16 protein-coding genes are annotated in these 15,854 nt (G+C 70.3%); 8 read left to right on the forward strand and 8 right to left on the reverse strand.

Annotated features, from left to right (window positions below; all coding sequences use genetic code 11):
- Nucleotides 1-12 precede the first annotated feature (12 nt).
- A complete protein-coding gene (locus ASG30_RS00950) occupies nt 13-2,058 on the forward strand; it encodes a hybrid sensor histidine kinase/response regulator (protein WP_082521800.1) in 2,046 nt (681 codons plus the stop codon).
- Between the two features lie 61 nt (nt 2,059-2,119).
- Here ASG30_RS00950 and ASG30_RS00955 read toward each other — a convergent pair whose 3' ends face one another.
- From ASG30_RS00955 to ASG30_RS00970, 4 genes are all read right to left on the reverse strand, one after another.
- Nucleotides 2,120-2,719: a porin family protein gene (locus tag ASG30_RS00955; RefSeq protein WP_055891232.1), complete on the reverse strand. Its 600-nt coding sequence runs from the start codon at nt 2,717-2,719 to the stop codon at nt 2,120-2,122.
- A gap of 114 nt (nt 2,720-2,833) precedes the next feature.
- Nucleotides 2,834-4,366 (reverse strand): galactose oxidase-like domain-containing protein, encoded by a 1,533-nt coding sequence (locus ASG30_RS00960; RefSeq protein WP_082521801.1) that lies wholly within the window; start codon nt 4,364-4,366, stop codon nt 2,834-2,836.
- Between the two features lie 148 nt (nt 4,367-4,514).
- Entirely contained in the window at nt 4,515-5,654 is a 1,140-nt protein-coding gene (locus ASG30_RS00965; protein ID WP_055891238.1) for an MBL fold metallo-hydrolase, read from the reverse strand.
- Nucleotides 5,655-5,668: 14 nt separating this feature from the next.
- Nucleotides 5,669-6,424: an IclR family transcriptional regulator gene (locus tag ASG30_RS00970; RefSeq protein ID WP_055891241.1), complete on the reverse strand. Its 756-nt coding sequence runs from the start codon at nt 6,422-6,424 to the stop codon at nt 5,669-5,671.
- A gap of 109 nt (nt 6,425-6,533) precedes the next feature.
- Between ASG30_RS00970 and ASG30_RS00975 the strand changes: the two genes are divergently transcribed.
- The 3 genes from ASG30_RS00975 to ASG30_RS00985 all read left to right on the forward strand — a co-directional run bounded on the left by ASG30_RS00975 (nt 6,534) and on the right by ASG30_RS00985 (nt 9,226).
- Nucleotides 6,534-7,499, forward strand: a complete 966-nt coding sequence (locus ASG30_RS00975; protein ID WP_055891244.1) for a Bug family tripartite tricarboxylate transporter substrate binding protein — start codon at nt 6,534-6,536, stop codon at nt 7,497-7,499.
- A gap of 117 nt (nt 7,500-7,616) precedes the next feature.
- A complete protein-coding gene (locus tag ASG30_RS00980; RefSeq protein ID WP_055891247.1) occupies nt 7,617-8,297 on the forward strand; it encodes an RraA family protein in 681 nt (226 codons plus the stop codon).
- On the forward strand, nt 8,294-9,226 hold the full coding sequence (locus ASG30_RS00985; protein ID WP_055891249.1) for a hydroxyacid dehydrogenase: 933 nt from the start codon (nt 8,294-8,296) through the stop codon (nt 9,224-9,226). Before ASG30_RS00980 ends, ASG30_RS00985 begins: the two co-directional genes overlap by 4 nt.
- Before the next feature lie 18 nt (nt 9,227-9,244).
- Here the strand turns inward: ASG30_RS00985 and ASG30_RS00990 are convergent, their stop codons facing one another.
- The 4 genes from ASG30_RS00990 to ASG30_RS01005 all read right to left on the reverse strand — a co-directional run bounded on the left by ASG30_RS00990 (nt 9,245) and on the right by ASG30_RS01005 (nt 11,800).
- A complete protein-coding gene (locus ASG30_RS00990; RefSeq protein WP_055891253.1) occupies nt 9,245-9,667 on the reverse strand; it encodes a universal stress protein in 423 nt (140 codons plus the stop codon).
- 42 nt (nt 9,668-9,709) lie between these two features.
- On the reverse strand, nt 9,710-10,111 hold the full coding sequence (locus ASG30_RS00995) for a hypothetical protein (RefSeq protein WP_055891256.1): 402 nt from the start codon (nt 10,109-10,111) through the stop codon (nt 9,710-9,712).
- A 329-nt stretch (nt 10,112-10,440) separates the two neighbouring features.
- The gene (locus ASG30_RS01000; RefSeq protein WP_055891259.1) at nt 10,441-10,875 is read right to left on the reverse strand and encodes an HU family DNA-binding protein; all 435 of its coding nucleotides are present in this window, start codon (nt 10,873-10,875) and stop codon (nt 10,441-10,443) included.
- A 106-nt stretch (nt 10,876-10,981) separates the two neighbouring features.
- On the reverse strand, nt 10,982-11,800 hold the full coding sequence (locus ASG30_RS01005; protein WP_082521802.1) for a D-hexose-6-phosphate mutarotase: 819 nt from the start codon (nt 11,798-11,800) through the stop codon (nt 10,982-10,984).
- A 54-nt stretch (nt 11,801-11,854) separates the two neighbouring features.
- Between ASG30_RS01005 and ASG30_RS01010 the strand changes: the two genes are divergently transcribed.
- From ASG30_RS01010 to ASG30_RS01025, 4 genes are all read left to right on the forward strand, one after another.
- Nucleotides 11,855-12,922: a LacI family DNA-binding transcriptional regulator gene (locus ASG30_RS01010; RefSeq protein WP_055891263.1), complete on the forward strand. Its 1,068-nt coding sequence runs from the start codon at nt 11,855-11,857 to the stop codon at nt 12,920-12,922.
- 242 nt (nt 12,923-13,164) lie between these two features.
- Nucleotides 13,165-13,959 (forward strand): NAD-dependent epimerase/dehydratase family protein, encoded by a 795-nt coding sequence (locus ASG30_RS01015; protein WP_055891903.1) that lies wholly within the window; start codon nt 13,165-13,167, stop codon nt 13,957-13,959.
- A 4-nt stretch (nt 13,960-13,963) separates the two neighbouring features.
- Complete coding sequence (locus tag ASG30_RS01020) at nt 13,964-14,887, forward strand: SMP-30/gluconolactonase/LRE family protein (RefSeq protein ID WP_055891266.1); 924 nt, start codon at nt 13,964-13,966, stop codon at nt 14,885-14,887.
- Complete coding sequence (locus tag ASG30_RS01025) at nt 14,884-15,849, forward strand: TRAP transporter substrate-binding protein (protein WP_055891269.1); 966 nt, start codon at nt 14,884-14,886, stop codon at nt 15,847-15,849. Before ASG30_RS01020 ends, ASG30_RS01025 begins: the two co-directional genes overlap by 4 nt.
- Nucleotides 15,850-15,854: the final 5 nt, after the last annotated feature.

Genomic DNA, 15,854 nt, shown 5'->3' on the forward strand with positions numbered 1-15,854 from the left:
TACACTGATCCGATGAACAACAAGGCCGCGCGCCCGATCTTGCTGGCGGGAGCCGAAAGCCGTGGAGTGCCCCCGACAGCGATGGGCCAGCAGTTGCGGCAGGTCGACTGGAGCGATACCGCGCTCGGGCCCGAAGCCGGCTGGCCCCACAGCCTTCGCATCGCGCTGGGCATCTGCCTGAACTCGCGTTTCCCGATGTTCATCTGGTGGGGGCCGTCCCTCATCAATCTCTACAACGATGCCTACATCCCGGTGCTGGGCCGGCGGCATCCGGCAGCTTTCGGCAGGCCCGCGCGAGATACCTGGGCCGACGTCTGGGACGTGCTCGGGCCGCAGGCGCAACAGGTCATCGAGCGCGGCTCACCGACCTGGAACCAGAGCGTCCTGCTGGTCATGGACCGCAACGGATTCCCGGAGGACACCTACTTCACCTGGTCGTACAGCCCCATCTTCAACGACGACGGATCCATCGGCGGCCTCTTCTGCGCGTGCCAGGAGGAAACCGCCAGGATCGCCGCGGAGCGCGAGCGCGACCGCCTGGTGCGCGAGGCGCAGGATGCCGTGGTGACGCTCAAGACCTGGTTCGACCAGGCGCCCGGGTTCGTCGCGCTGCTGCGCGGCCCCGAGTTCGTCTTCGACATGGTGAACGACGCCTACCTCCAGCTGGTGGGCCACCGCCAGATCGTGGGCCGCCCTGCATTCGAGGCGCTTCCGGACATCCGCAACCAGGGCTACGAGGAACTGCTGCAGCGCGTGTTGACGACAGGCGAGCCCTTCATCGGCCGGGCGCTTCGGCTCAACGTGCAGGAGACGCCCGAAGGCGAAGTCCGGGAATGCTTCGTGGACCTGATGTACCAGCCCGTGCGCGACGCGGACGGGGCGGTGATCGGCATCTTCGCGCAGGGCCATGACGTGACCGAGCAGGTGCACGCGGTGAATGCGCTCAGGCAGGCCGACCAGCGAAAGGACGAGTTCCTCGCGACGCTGGCCCACGAGCTGCGCAACCCGCTGGCGCCGATCCGGCAGGCGGTGGCGGTCGCCGCCTCGCCCAAGGCCGACGAGGCCCGGAAGTCCTGGGCCATGGCGGTCATCGACCGCCAGGCCTCGCACATGGCGGTGCTGCTGGAAGACCTGCTGGATGTTTCGCGGATCTCCCGCGGCCGGCTCGAACTGCGCGTGGAGGCCGTGGTCCTGGAGGACGTGGTGAATGCCGCCCTGGAATCGGTGCAGCCGCTGATCCAGTCCCGGCGGCATCGCCTGTCGGTCGTGCTGCCCGAGGCGCCCGTGCGGCTCCGCGGCGACCCCGTGCGGCTGGCGCAGGTGCTGTCCAACCTGCTGTCCAACGCCGCCAAGTACACCGACCCGGACGGCCAGATCACCCTGGAGGCACAGGCCGCCCACGGCGTGTTGACGGTCCGGGTTCGGGACACGGGCATCGGCCTGTCGCCGGCTTCCCAGCACGAGATCTTCGGGATGTTCTCGCAGGTGACGAGCGCCCTGCACCGCTCGGAAGGCGGCCTGGGCATCGGCCTGGCCCTCAGCAAGGGCCTGGTCGAACTGCACGGGGGCCGGCTGGCCGTCCACAGCGAAGGCCTGGGCCGGGGTTCCGTCTTCACGCTGTCGCTCCCCCTGGCCGCGTCGGAGTCGGAGGCGGTGAAGCGCAGCCAACCCGCGGGCGGGCGCGAATCGACCAGGCACACCGTCCTGGTGGCGGACGACAACGCGGATGCGCTCGAGAGCCTGGCCGTGCTGCTCGAGCTCGATGGCCACCAGGTGCTCAAGGCGCGGAACGGCCGCGAGGCCCTGGAGCTGGCCGGGCGGGTGCGGCCGCAGCTCGCCATCCTGGACATCGGCATGCCGGACCTGAGCGGCTACGAGGTCGCCCGGCAGATCCGGCAGACCGGCTGGGGCGAGGCCATGCCCCTGGTGGCCCTGACGGGCTGGGGCCAGCCGGCCGACGCCAGGCGGGCGCAGGAAGCGGGCTTCTCGCAGCACCTGACCAAGCCCGTGCCGCCCGCCGTGCTGGGCGAGATCATCCAGCGGTGGTGCCCTTCCTGATCTCGCCGCACAAATGAAAATGCCCACCTCGCGGTGGGCATTTCGTTGCGCTGACTTCGCCTTAGAAGCGGTAGCCGACCCCGAGCGTGAGGCCGTCGGTCTTCACGCCATCCTTCTTGATGTAGCGCATGTAGTCCAGGCCGACGTAGGCGTTCGGCGTGAACCGGTAGCTCGCGCCGAAGCCGACGGAAGCGCCGCTCTCGCTGTCGTCTTCGCTCACCGACACGGTGCCCAGGCCGGGGACGGTGGCACGGGCGGTGCCCTCGAACTTGGCGCGGGTGTAGCCCACGCGGCCGAAGACCTCGAAGGCGTCGGTGACGTTGAACTTGGGCTTCACGTACAGGCCGATCGCGTTCTTCAGCTTGATCTCGGCGGTGGCGGGCACCGGGCCGACGGCCGTGGCCACGGTTTCGGTGGCTTCGTCGTCGCGCACGCCGAAGGCCAGCATGCCTTCGACGGCGATGTTGGGGTGCAGGTTGTAGCCGGCGATGCCGCGAAGCGCGCCCGGCTTCGCATCGGAGCCGCCCTGGTCGTCGCTGATCTTCAGCTGGGTGTAGCCCAGTTCCACGTAGCCGCCGGAAAGGGCGGAGCGGGCTTGCTGTGCGTGGGCGGTGCCGAGCAGCAGCAGCGCGGAGGCCGCGGCGATGGCGATCATCTTCATGGGAATTCCCTTGTTTCGTTCTTGGTTGTGGCCCCGATGGGCGGGGGCGAGTCTACGGGCCGCGATGCCGTGTCCGCCCGGCGGTGTGGCTTGCGTGCGACGCGCGTCGCCGCGCTAGCCGGCGGAGTCCGCGGTGGCGCCGAGCTGCACGACGCTGCCCACCGACGGCACGCCGTTGGCATCGACCAGGAACAGCATGTAGAAGCCCGGCGGCGCCAGGTTGGCACTGCTCGGCAGCGTGATGGCCAGCGTGCCCGCGCCGGCACCGAAGGGCAGCACGTTGATGCGCTGGTCCATGTTGAAGGCGTGCGTGACGGCCGACAGCCGGATCAGCGTGACCTTGGCGATGGTGGCGGCCTGCGCGCTCTGCACCGTGACCTGCTGGCCGTACGCCACCTGCGCCGGCACGCCGCCCAGGGCGGGGCGGGGGCCCTTGAACAGGTAGGGCGGGGAGAAGAACTCGGCGTCGGGGAAGACGTCGCTGGCGCTGCGCTCGCCGCCCATCACGGCCACCCGCCCGTCCGCCAGCAGCATCGCCGCGGAGTGGTACAGGCGCGGCACCGAGCCGCTGGCCAGCGTGGTCCAGGTTTCGGTGGCGGGGTCCCACAGCTCGGCGGACAGCACCGGGGCGTCCGGGTTGTTGTGGCCCGGTCCCGAGGTTCCGCCCGTCACCAGCACCGTGCCGTCGGGCAGCAGCGTGCTGGTGTGGTGGCGCCGCGCGGCCGACATCGGGGGCACGGTGCGCCAGCCCGGGTCGGCCTCGTTCAGGTCGATGACCTCGGCCGACGCGAGCGGCGGGTCGCCTCCGCCGACCAGCAGGATCTTGCCGGGTGCATACATGGCCGCCGTGCCGTAGTCGCGAAAGCCGTGGTTGCGGTTCGCCACGAACGACCAGCTGCCGGTGCCGCGGGTGTCGAGCGTTCGGGTCGTCGTGCTGGGACCGACGTCCACCACGCGGCCGTCGGGCGCCACGAACATCATCGGGTACATCGGCTGGCTCAGCTGCGCGCTCGTGAGGTTGCGCCAGCTGTTGGTGGCCGGCTGGTAGACCTGCGGGAGCGTGTTCATGCTCATCGAGGTGTCCATCGACCCCGACACGACGAGGGCGTCGCCGTTGGGAAGCGTGGTCACCGTCGGGTACCAGCGGCCCGCGTTCATGTCGGGCGCGGGAGTCCAGCTGTTGCTGCGCGGGTCGTAGACCGAGGCGCGGGCCAGGCCGACGAAGTCGGCGATGTGGCCGCCGGCGAAAAGCACGCGGCCGTCGGGCAGCAAGCCGTGGCCGGCGCAGAACAGGTCGTAGCCGGGGCTGGGCAGTGCCGCGAAGGACTGGGCCACCGGGTCCCACAGGGCCTGGTTGTGGACGCGGCCCACCAGCATGACCCGGCCGTTGGGCAGGTACACGTTGTGGACCGGGGAGATCGGCAGGTTCTGCGCCCGGGTCCATTGGCCGGTGGCGGCGCCGGCCTGCGGGAACACATCGCCGCCCCCGCCGCCGGGCACCGGAACGCTGGTGGAACCCGGCCCCGCCGCGTTGCCCGTCAGGGGCGGGGGCGCGCTCTCGCCACCCTCACCGCCACCTCCGCCGCCACAACGGGTCAAGAGCAAGGTAGCAGCGACGACCAGCGCCGCCCTGACCGTCACCCTCATGGTTCCTCCGTTCAGACCTGACGGACCATAGGAGCAATCGTGGCGGATGCAGTAGCCCCTCCGGACTATGGAAATGCGCGCGCTGCAGGTGCTTCATCGCAGGATCGATTTCCTTCCGGGAAAGCCGCATCTGCGACTGGCGCCCGCCTCAGCGCACCGCTTCCCACCACCGGGTGGACTTGAACTCCCGGTCCGCGTCCACCCATTCGCCCAGGCGCGGCGTCACCAGCTCGACGCCGGTGCGGCCGGCTTCGGCCAGGGTGCGGCGGATCGGTTCGTCCCAGTCGTGGTACGCGAGGTTGAAGGTCGACCAGTGGACCGGGAACATGCGCTTGCCGCGCACGTCGCGGTGCACCTGCACGGCCTGCTCGGGCGGCATGTGGATGTCGAACCAGGAGGCGCCGGGCCCGTAGGCCCCGATCTTGACGAAGGCGATGTCGAACGGGCCCAGGCGCGCGCCGATGTCCTGGAACAGCCTGGAATAGCCGGTGTCGCCGCTGTAGAAGAAGCGGTGGTCCGGCCCGACCACCGACCAGCTGGACCACAGCGTGCTGCTGCGGTCGCGCAGGCCGCGGCCCGAGTAGTGGCGCGTGGGCGTGCACACGATGCGCACGCTGCCCAGCGTGCGCTCCTGCCACCACTCGAGTTCCTCGATCTGGGCGGCGGGCACGCCCCAGCGCTCGAGATGGGCGCCGATGCCCAGGGGCACGAAGAACTTCGAGCCGCGTCGCGCCAGGTGGCGCACGGTGTCCATGTCCAGGTGGTCGTAATGGTCGTGCGAGATGAGCACGGCGTCGATGCGGGGCAGGTCCGCCAGCGCGACGGGTGGCGCATGGAAGCGTCCGGGGCCGACGGGCAGCGGCGACACGCGTTCGGAGAACACCGGATCCAGCAGGAAGCGCAGCCCGTCCAGCTCCACGTAGGTGCTGGCGTGGCCGATCCAGAAGGCCCGCAGGCCGCTGGACGGCGGCGCCGCCGCCAGCGACGCCTTGTCGACGGCCAGCACGGGAGGCGGCGCCGGCGGCACGCGCACTTCGTCGCCGGAGAACTGCTTGACGATGTAGTTGCCCAGCGCCGCGGGGCTGCTCGGCGCCTCCGGTTCCAAGTTGACGAAGCGCCCGTCGCGGTACTGGGGATTGGCCAGCGCGCGCTCCAGCCGCGCACCGGCCATGGGCGCGCCGAACTGCGGTTGCGACAACACCACCCACCCCGCCGCGACCACGACGGCGACGATCACGGCCAGCATGACGGTCGCGCGCACCAGCCAGCGTGCAAGTCTGGATCCCATTTCGACCTCCGGTGTCAGGGGTGCCAGCGGGAGACGGCGGCCGGCGTCGCCGACGACCGGCTTCCGGCCAGCGCATAGGACAACTGGTTGGCCGCGCGGATCACGCTCTTGGCGTGCTTCTCCAGTTTGGCCTTGGTCAGGCGCGAGCTCGGCCCCGAGATGCACATGGACCCGAGCAGCCGCCAGTTCAAACCGAAGACAGGCGCCGCCACGCTGGACACCTCGGCTTCCCGCTCGCCCATGGAGATCTGGTAGCCGCGCTCGCGGATGGCCTCATAGGGCTCGCCCCTGGCGCCGCTGAAGGCGAGGATGACGCGGCCGGGCGCGCCCTTGTTCAGGGGAAGCCGCTCGCCGATGCGCACGTTGTGCCGCACGGACTGCGGGCCCTCGACGCGCGCGACGCACGAGCGGATGTCGCCCTCTCGCACGTAGAAGGACGCGCTCTCGCCCGTTTCCTTCACCAGCTGGTGCAGCGCGGGCTCCACGACGTTGTTGACGTCGAAGCCCGCCTGGTAGCGCGCCCCCAGCCAGCCCGCGGCCGGTCCCAGGCGCCACTGCCCGTCCTCGGTCTGCACCATGTACTGGCTGAGCGCCAGCGTGCGGGCCAGCCGCAGGGCCGTGGTCTTGTGCATGCCCGCGCGGCGACTGAGCTCCGCCAGCGAGAGCGCGGATTCACCGACGGCGAATGCCTCCATCAGCGAGAGTGCGCGCGTCACGGCGACCACGCCGCCGGCCGGCTCGCCGGGCTCCTCGATCGATGTGTTGCGCATGCTGCACCGTGGTCCGCTGTGTGAAACGGCATTGTATGGTGCGCAACGCGCACCTACAGTTCGTCCATCGGGCGCGAATGGTGCGCCCTCCAGAAGGAGACAAACCCCCATGCAGCTTTCCCGCCGCACCCTCTTCGTATTTGCCGCCGGCGCCGCGCTGGCCGGCAGCCTGCAGGCCCAGGCGTGGCCCAACAAGCCCGTCCGCCTGGTCGTCCCGTTCCCGGCCGGGGGGGGCACCGACCTCATCACCCGCGAGGTGGCCAACAAGCTGACCACCACCGGCTACCGCTTCGTGGTGGACAACAAGCCCGGCTCCGGCGGCAACCTGGGCGTGGACGCCGCGGCCAAGTCGCCGGCCGACGGCTACACGCTCGTGATGGGCCAGACCAGCAACCTGGCGATCAACCCGACGCTCTACTCCAAGCTCCCGTACGACCCCCTCAAGGACCTGACGCCGATCAGCCTGGTGGCCAGCGCGCCGCTGGTGATCGTGGTCGGCGCCGATTCGCCCTACAAGACCCTGGCCGACGTCGTCAACGCCGCCAAGGCCAAGCCCGGCAGCATCAACTACGCGACCTCGGGCAACGGAACCGTCGCGCACCTGGCCGCCGAGTCGTTCCAGAAGACCGCCAACGTCAAGCTGACGCATGTCCCGTACAAGGGTGCCGCGCAGGGGGCCACCGACGTCATCAGCGGCCAGGTGCACCTGTACGTGTCTTCCATTCCCACGCTGCTGGGCCACATCAAGAGCGGCAAGATGCGCCCCATCGCCGTGACGTCGGCCAAGCGCGCGGACGACCTGCCGCAGGTGGCCACGATCGCCGAGACGTACAAGGGCTTCGAGGCCGTCACCTGGTTCGGCATCCTCGGCCCGGCGAACCTGCCCCAGGACGTGGTCGCCAAGCTCAACGCCGACATCAACAAGGTGCTCAAGGACGCGGAAGTCCAGAAGAAGTTGAGCGACCAGGGCGCCGACGTCGCCGGCAGCACGCCGGAAGAGTTCGCCAGGCTGATCCGCGACGACATCGCCCGCTGGGGAAAGATCGTCAAGGAATCGGGCGCGAAGGTCGACTGACCGGCCCCGGCCTTCCCCGCGCCTGAACGGCGCAATCCTGCTGCAAACCGCCTCTCCCGGCCGCGCTTAGGCGCCGGCCCGGGCCCCTCTTTGCCTTCGCTTTCCTGCAATCCCCCCATGACCACCGACATCGTCCGCAACTTCGAACGCGTTTCCCCCGAGCTCGTCCAGCAGGCCGCGCAGTTCCAGGCCGCCATCCTGGCCGACGTCGCGGGGCGCCGCGGCGCCCTGCATGGCCGCATCGCCGCGCTGCGTCCCCGCATGAAACTCGCCGGCCCGGCGCTCACCGTGGACGTGCGTCCCGGCGACAACCTGATGATCCACGCGGCCATCGCGCTGGCCAGGCCCGGCGACGTGCTCGTGATCGACGGCAAGGCGGACCAGACCTCCGCGCTCATGGGCACGATCATGATGACCGCGTGCAAGCAGCTGGGCATCGCCGGCGTCGTGATCGACGGCGCAGTGCGCGACAGCCTGGAGATCGACGAGATGGACTATCCCGTCTTCTCCGTCGGCACCAACCCCAACGGACCGACCAAGAACGTGCCCGGTCGCATCGGCCACCCGGTGAGCTGCGGCGGCGTGACCGTGCGGTCCGGTGACCTGGTGGTGGCCGACGCCGACGGCATCGTGGTGATCGAGCGCGAGCGCGTCGAAGGCCTGCTGCCGCAGGCGCGCAGGAAGGTGGAGGACGAGGCCGCGCGCATCGCCCAGATCCAGCAGGGCCACACCAGCGCGGGCTGGCTGGCCGGCGCCCTGCGGACGGCCGGCGTGCTCAAGGAAGGGGAAAGCCTGTGAGCCGCGGCACCATCGTCGTCACCGGCGCCGACCTCGCGCCGCAGGCCCTCGCGCTGCTGCAAGGCTTCGAGGTCGTCTACGCGGGCAAGGCCCCGCAGGAAGAGGACCTGGTGGCCCTGTGCAGGAAGCACGATCCGGTCGCCATCATCGTCCGCTACGGAAAGATCCCCGGCGCCGTGATGGACGCGGCGCCCTCGCTGCGCGTCATCTCCAAGCACGGCAGCGGCACCGACACCATCGACCAGGACGCGGCCAGGGCACGCGGCATCCAGGTGCGTGCGGCCGTCGGCGCCAACGCCGCCGCGGTGGCCGAGCAGGCGCTGGCGCTGCTGCTGGCCTGCGCCAAGTCGGTGGTGCAGCTCGATGCGCGCATGCGCGCGGGCCACTGGGACAAGGCGACGCACAAGAGCGTGGAACTGAATGGCCGCACCATCGGCCTGGTGGGCCTGGGCGCCATCGGCCAGCGTTTCGCGCGCATGTGCGATGCGATGGGCATGACCGTGCTGGGTCACGACCCTTTCGCCAGCTCGCTTCCGACCTACATCCGCAGCGTCGACATCGACACGATCTGGCGCGAGTCCGATGCGATCTCCCTGCACTGCCCGCTGACCGCCGAGAACCGCGGCATGGTCAATGCGCGGACCCTGCAGGCCTGCCGCCGCGGCGTGATGCTGGTGAACACCGCGCGGGGCGGCCTGGTCGACGAAGGCGCGCTGCTGGAGGCCGTCCGCTCCGGGCAGGTGGCGGCGGCGGGCCTGGACAGCTTCGCGGTGGAGCCGATGACGGCGCCGCATCCCTTCCATGGCGAGCCCAACATCATCCTGAGCCCGCACATCGGCGGCGTGACCGGCGATGCCTACGTCAACATGGGCCTGGGCGCCGCGCGCAACCTGCTGGACGTCCTGCAGGTGGAAACGCAATCCGCCTGAGATCCGGGCCGCTGCTCCTCAGCGGACCAGCAGCACCGGCACGGTGCAGTGCGCCAGCACCCGGTTGGCCACGGAGCCCGTGACCAGGCGGCCGAACGCGCCATGGCCGTGCGAGCCCATGATGATCAGGGCGAAGCCGTTCTTCTGCGCGTAGTCGGCAATGGTTTCGCCCAGCGATCCGGCCTTCCAGGCACTGGTGGCCTTCAGGCCCTGGCCATGCAGCCGCTCCACCACGGGGTCGATCACCTTGCGCGCCTCTTCCTCGTAGTACTCGTGGGTGGCATGGCTGCCGACGACGGAGGCTGCATGGTTGGGCAGGGGGATCTGGGCGTTGAACGCGGTGTACTCATGGCTCTGGTCGAAGAGCCCCCGCTGGTTCAGCACGTACTCGATCATCTTGCGCGTGTATTCGCTGCCGTCGCAGGCAAGCAGGATCTTCATGGCGTTCTCCACTGGTAAGGGCCGCGAAGCCAGGGCCCGCGGCTAGGCTGGATTCTTCTTCGGAGGTCGTCCCCGGGCGGGGGCCTGCGCCGTGGCGTCCTGGTGCGCCACCGGGTCGTCCACGGCCAGGGGGCCGTCGAAAGTGCCCTCGAGGTTCTCGATGCGCACGGCCTCCGCCCGGCCCGGGAGGGCGACCCGCAGCCCCAGCGCCTCGGCCGTGACGCGCACGCGCACGCTGTCGCCCCCCGCTGCGGCGCGAAAGTCGTAGACGCCCGGCCGCCAGACTTCCGATGCCATGTGCAGCCGGCGCGTGCCCAGGAGCTCCCCGATCTGCTTCTTCAGGCTGCTGCGCTCCACCTGGATCGCCTGCACTTGCGCGAACAGGGCGTCGACGCCGCGACGGTCGCCACCGGCTCGGCTGAGTTCGAAAGCCTGGTTGAGCAAACCACTCTCCTGTTCGACGAGCGCCGCGACGCGGGAGCGCAATGACCCTATGTCTTCTTCTTGGCCCATGCGGCGCCATTTTCGGACGGACCACCGTGATCCGGGAAGGTCCACGGCCCGCGTAGGCGTCGGATGGGCACCGACACCGGCACAGCATGCAGGGTAGCGCCGCGGTGCTCCTGAGCTACGTCGGCCAACACACGCTTTCCAGCGGGCATTCAAGCGGTGGACGGGGCAGAGCTGCGGGGCGTACCGGCGCCAGCGCCAGCGTTGGGAAGACGCTGCCGAACGGCCGCACCGGGCGGCCGCCGGATCCTCGATGAGGACGCTTACGCCGCGGCGTCCTTGAGCTTCTTGAGCGGACGGACCTTCAGCTTCACCGAGGCGGGCTTGGCCTTGAAGACCGTCTCTTCCTTGGTGAACGGGTTGATGCCCTTGCGCGCCTTCTTGGCCGGAACGGCCACGGCGGTGACCTTCAGGAGGCCGGGAAGGACGAAAGCGCCGGCGCCCTTGCGGTTGATGGAAGCGACCATCGTGCTTTCCAGGGCCGCCATGACCGCCTTGACGGACTTCGGCTCGACGCCGGCCGTCTCGGCAAGGTGACTGACCAGGCCGCTCTTGTTGAACGCTTCCTTGATGGGCTTCAGCGGGCCGGCAGCCGGCTTCGAGCCGGTGGCCTTCGCCCCCGCCTTGCCGGCGGGCTTGGCCTTGGTCTTGACCGGAGCAGCCTTGGCCGCCTTCTTCGCATTCTTCGCAGTTGCCATATACGTCTTGGTGAGGTTGGGTTGCCCCGGATGCCCGGGGTGCGGCGATTCTAGGAGCGGCCGAATCGGGAGCGTGCTCGCTCGTGCTCGAAGCTTGAGAAAAAATTCAGGGAAGGCGCAGGACCTGCGAGCCCGACCAGGCTTGTCCCGGCTCGACCAGCACGGGCGTCTGCACCTGGGCGGCTTCCACGCAGAGGAACCGGCGCGCCTCGCCCGGGCCGATGTCGCCGATGGCGGCGGCCGCTTCATCCCCTGGATTCCAGACGACCGCGTCCGCGAAGCCGTCTTGCTCGATCCGAAGCGACGCGCCGGGGCCTTGCAGTTCGAGCGGAGCGGTGATCCCGTGGTAGACGCTGTCGATCGGCCGTGAGAGGTCGGGGCTTTCTCCAGCGGCGGTGGAAAACTCGTGGCGCAAGGCGTCTTCCAGGCGCAGGCCCTGCAGTCCGAGCAACCGCGTCGCGCCCACGTCGTCGACCCGCAGGTAGGTGTGGAGCGCGCCCGTGAAGGACCAGGGCTGCGATCCGGTATTGCGGATCTCGAGGTCCATCCGCAGCGCCTGCGGTTGCAGCGCCACCTGCAGGTCGAGGGCGAAGGCATGGGGCCAGAGGCGCAGGCTCTGCTCGTTCTCCACGAGCTGCAGGTGGATCGTGCCGGCGTCCGCGGACGGCAGTTCGGACCACACGCTGGTGCGCGCGAATCCGTGCTTGGGCAGGGCGCCCCGGCTCGCGAATTGCGGGAAGCAGACCGGCACGCCGCCGCGGATCGGCTGCCGCCCATCGGCGACCGCGCTGCCACTCAGGTAGAGCCTTTCGCGGCCGCCTGCGGTCCAGGAGAGAACGTGTCCACCATACCGGCTCACCACGACGCGTGAGCCGTCGTCCAGTTCGCGCACCATCAGGCCAAGATGATCGAAGCGTCGGTCCATCGCCGGATTCTAGGAACCGGCCCCGCCTGGCCGGATTGATTACAGTGGGCGCCCATGAGCAAGGCGGTCGGTCCCCTTTCGCGCGGCGAAGCCGCGGACAAGCCGCCGCGCCGGCGGGCCGCCACCATCCGCGACGTGGCCCAGGCGGCGGCCGTGTCCACCGCGACCGTGTCCAAGTTCGTCAACGGCGGCCAGCGCTTCAGCCGCGAGGTGGAAGCGCGCATCACCGCGGCCATCCAGCAACTGGGCTACCGCACCAACCCGCTGGCGCGCGGAATGATCACGGGCCGCACGGGGAACCTGGGCATCGTCATCCTGGACATCCGCAACCCGCACTTCACCAGCCTCGTGAAGGGCGCCTCCCGCGTGGCGGCCGAGGCCGGGATGAACCTGCTGTTCGCCGACGCGGCCGAGAGCCGCGAGCCGGAGCTGGCGCTGCTGCAGGCGCTGTTCCCGCAGGTGGACGGCCTCATCGTCAGCGCGCGGATGCCCGGTGCCGTCGTGGACTGGCTGCGCGAGTCCGCGGGCAAGCCGGTCGTGTTCTATGGCGGGCCCGCGCCGCAGCCGGGCCTGCACAGCGTGGGCTGCGACAACCACGCCAGCGGCCTGATGCTGGGCCGGCACCTGCGCGAGCTGGGCCACCGCCGCATCAGCTACGTCGGCTTCAGCGCCGCGCGCTGGAGCGAGGACCGGTGGCAGGGGCTGCGCGACGCGTTCCAGGGCACCCAGGCTTCGCTGCGCCACTTCGACGTGCCCGCACCGGTGGCGGAGGAGGGCGAGCGGATCGCCTCCAGCGTGCTGCTCGATGCGCAGACGCCCGAGGCGGTGGTGGCCTACAACGACCTGCTCGCGCTCGGCCTGCTGTCGGAGGCGCGGGCGCTGGGGTTCCGCGTGCCGCAGCAGGTGTCGATCGCCGGCTTCGACAACATCGCCTACGGCCGCTATGTCACGCCCTCGCTCACCAGCGTGGACATCGGCAGCGAGGCCACGGGCGAGGTGGCGGCGCGCCACCTGCTCGCGCTGCTCGCGGGCGAGCCGAACCTCGCGCTGCACGAGACGGTGGCGACGCGCCTGGTGGCGCGCGACTCGACCGCCAGGCCGCCGGATCCGGGCAAACCCTGATCGTTTCTGGATTGACACCGATCCGGCGGGATCCGAAGATTCGGGGCATTCAGGTAAACGTTTAACTTCGATGGTTCCGGTGTACCGGAAGAGCCGGACTAGCGGCCAGGCCAAGGTCGAACCGCCGACGATCGGCACTCGAAGGTAAACGTTTCATCTTCCATGGACCAGGAGAGCCAGTGCATCCCGAACCCCGGCCGCCAACGCAGGAACCGCAAGCCCCGTCTCCCCCCACGCGACCGCTGCGGCGGCTGTTGCTGACGGGCGCCGCCGGCGGCCTCGGGCGCGTGCTGCGCCCCCGCCTGCAGGCGCATGCGGGCATCGTCCGCGTGTCCGACATCGCCGAGATGGCGCCGGCGGGCGAGGGCGAGGAAGTGATGCCCTGCGACCTGGCGGACAAGGCGGCCGTCGACCGGCTGGTGCAGGACTGCGATGCCATCGTGCACCTGGGCGGCATCTCCGTGGAGCGGCCGTTCGAGGAGGTCCTGGAGGCCAACATCCGCGGCACCTTCCACGTGTACGAGGCCGCGCGGCGGCACGGCGTGCGCCGGCTGGTGTTCGCGAGTTCCAACCACGTCGTGGGCTTCCACCGCCAGACCGAGCGGCTGGACCTGGACGCGCCCAGGCGGCCGGACGGCTACTACGGGCTGTCCAAATCGTTCGGCGAGGACCTGTCGCGCTTCTACTTCGACCGCTACGGCATCGAGACCGCGTGCCTTCGCATCGGCTCGTCGTTCCCCGAGCCCAAGGACCGCCGCATGCTTTCGACCTGGCTCAGCTACGACGACCTGGCCGAGCTGGTCCGTTGCTGCCTGTTCGCGCCCCGGCTCGGGCACACCGTCGTGTACGGCGTGTCGGCCAACCGCGACTCGTGGTGGGACAACGCCGGCGCGGCGCACCTGGGGTTCGTGCCACGCGACAGCTCCGAGCCGTTCCGCGCCCGCGTCGAGCAGCAGCCGCGCCCGGCCGACGGCGACCCGGTGCTGCTCTACCAGGGCGGCGCGTTCGTCACCCAGGGGCCTTTCGAGACGCCCTGACCCCATGAACGCCGAGCTCGTCATCGATGCCCGCGATGCGGTAGGCGAAAGCCCGGTGTGGCTCGCCGCCGGGCAGGCGCTGCACTGGGTCGACATCCCGGCCCGCCGCTTGCACCGCTGGCGCGTGGCCGACGGCGCGCACGCGCAATGGTCCTTGCCCGAGATGGCCGGCTGCATCGCGCCGCATGAGCGCGGCGGCTGGGTCGCGGCCATGGAGTCGGGCGTGTTCCACCTCGCGCTGGGCGAGGGCGGCCAGGTGCAGGCGACCCCGCTGGCCGCCGTGCGCCACGCGCGCCCCGGCATGCGCTTCAACGACGGCCGCTGCGACCGGCAGGGCCGCCTGCGGGCCGGCACGATGGTGATGGACATGGGCCTGGCCGCGGCCGACGGCCGGCTCTACGCCCTGGAGCCGCACGGCCTGCGCGAATTGCAGGCCGGACTGGTCACGCCCAACGGCATGGCGTTCAGCCCGGACGGGCGCACCCTGTACCTGAGCGATTCGCACCCCTCGGTGCAGGCCGTCTGGGCCTTCGACTACGACACGGCCACCGGCCTGCCCGGCGCGCGCCGCCTGTTCGCCGACTTCCGCGCGGTGCCGGGCCGGCCCGACGGCGCCGCGGTGGATGCGGACGGCGGCTACTGGGTGTGCGGCAACGACGCGGGCCTGGTGCACCGCTTCACGCCCGACGGCCGGCTCGACCGGTCGCTGCCCGTGCCGGTGAAGAAGCCCGCGATGTGCGCCTTCGGCGGCGCGGGGCTGGACACCCTTTTCGTGACCTCGATCCGGCCGGCGGGCATCGACCTGTCCGACCAGCCGCTCGCGGGCGGCGTGTTCGCCCTGCGGCCCGGCGTGCGCGGGCTGCCGGAGCCGGCCTGCTCGATCCCGCTGACCCCTTCGCCCGACCCACGACACCAGGAGACACCATGAAGCACAAGATCCTCGCCGCCGCGGCCGCGGCGCTGCTGACCACCCTCGCGGCGCAGGCCGCCGAGTTCCGCTCTTCCGACATCCACCCGGACGGCTATCCCACGGTCGAGGCCGTGAAGTTCATGGGCGAGCGGCTCAAGCAGCTCACCAACGGCAAGCACTCGATCCGCGTGTTCAACAACAGCGCGCTGGGCAGCGAGAAGGACACGATCGAGCAGACCAAGATCGGCGCGCTGGCGATGACGCGCGTGAACATCGCGCCGATGAACAACATCTGCCCCGAGACGCAGGTGCCCACCATGCCGTTCCTGTTCCGCAGCAAGGACCACATGCGCAAGGTGCTGGACGGCCCGGTGGGCGAGGAGATCCTGGCGGCCTGCGCGCCGCAGGGCTTCGTGGGCCTGGCCTACTACGACAGCGGCGCGCGCAACCTGTACACGGCCAAGAAGCCGGTGCGGGCGCTGGCCGACGCCAAGGGCATGAAAGTGCGCGTGCAGCAGTCCGACCTGTGGGTGGCGCTGCTGGAGGCCATGGGCGCCAATGCCACGCCGATGCCGTTCGGCGAGGTGTACACGGCGCTCAAGACCGGGCTGGTGGATGGCGCCGAGAACAACTACCCCTCGTACGAGAGCTCGCGGCATTTCGAGGTGGCGAAGTTCTACTCCGTGACCGAGCACTCGATGGCCCCGGAGATGCTTCTGTTCTCCAAGCGGGTGTGGGACACGCTCCCGCCCGACGACCAGAAGGCGCTGCGCCAGGCCGCGCGCGAGTCGGTGCCGTACATGCGCAAGCTCTGGGACGAGCGCGAGGAGAAGTCGCTGGCCGCGGTGAAGGCCGGTGGCGCCGAGATCATCCAGGTGGACAAGGCCTCGTTCCAGAGCGCGATGAAGCCGGTGTACGACCGCTTCATCAAGGACGACAAGCTCAAGGCCATGATCAAGCGGGTGCAGGACACGCGCTGACGCCA

Origin of the sequence: Ramlibacter sp. Leaf400, assembly GCF_001424545.1 — a bacterium.
Lineage (GTDB): Bacteria > Pseudomonadota > Gammaproteobacteria > Burkholderiales > Burkholderiaceae_C > Ramlibacter.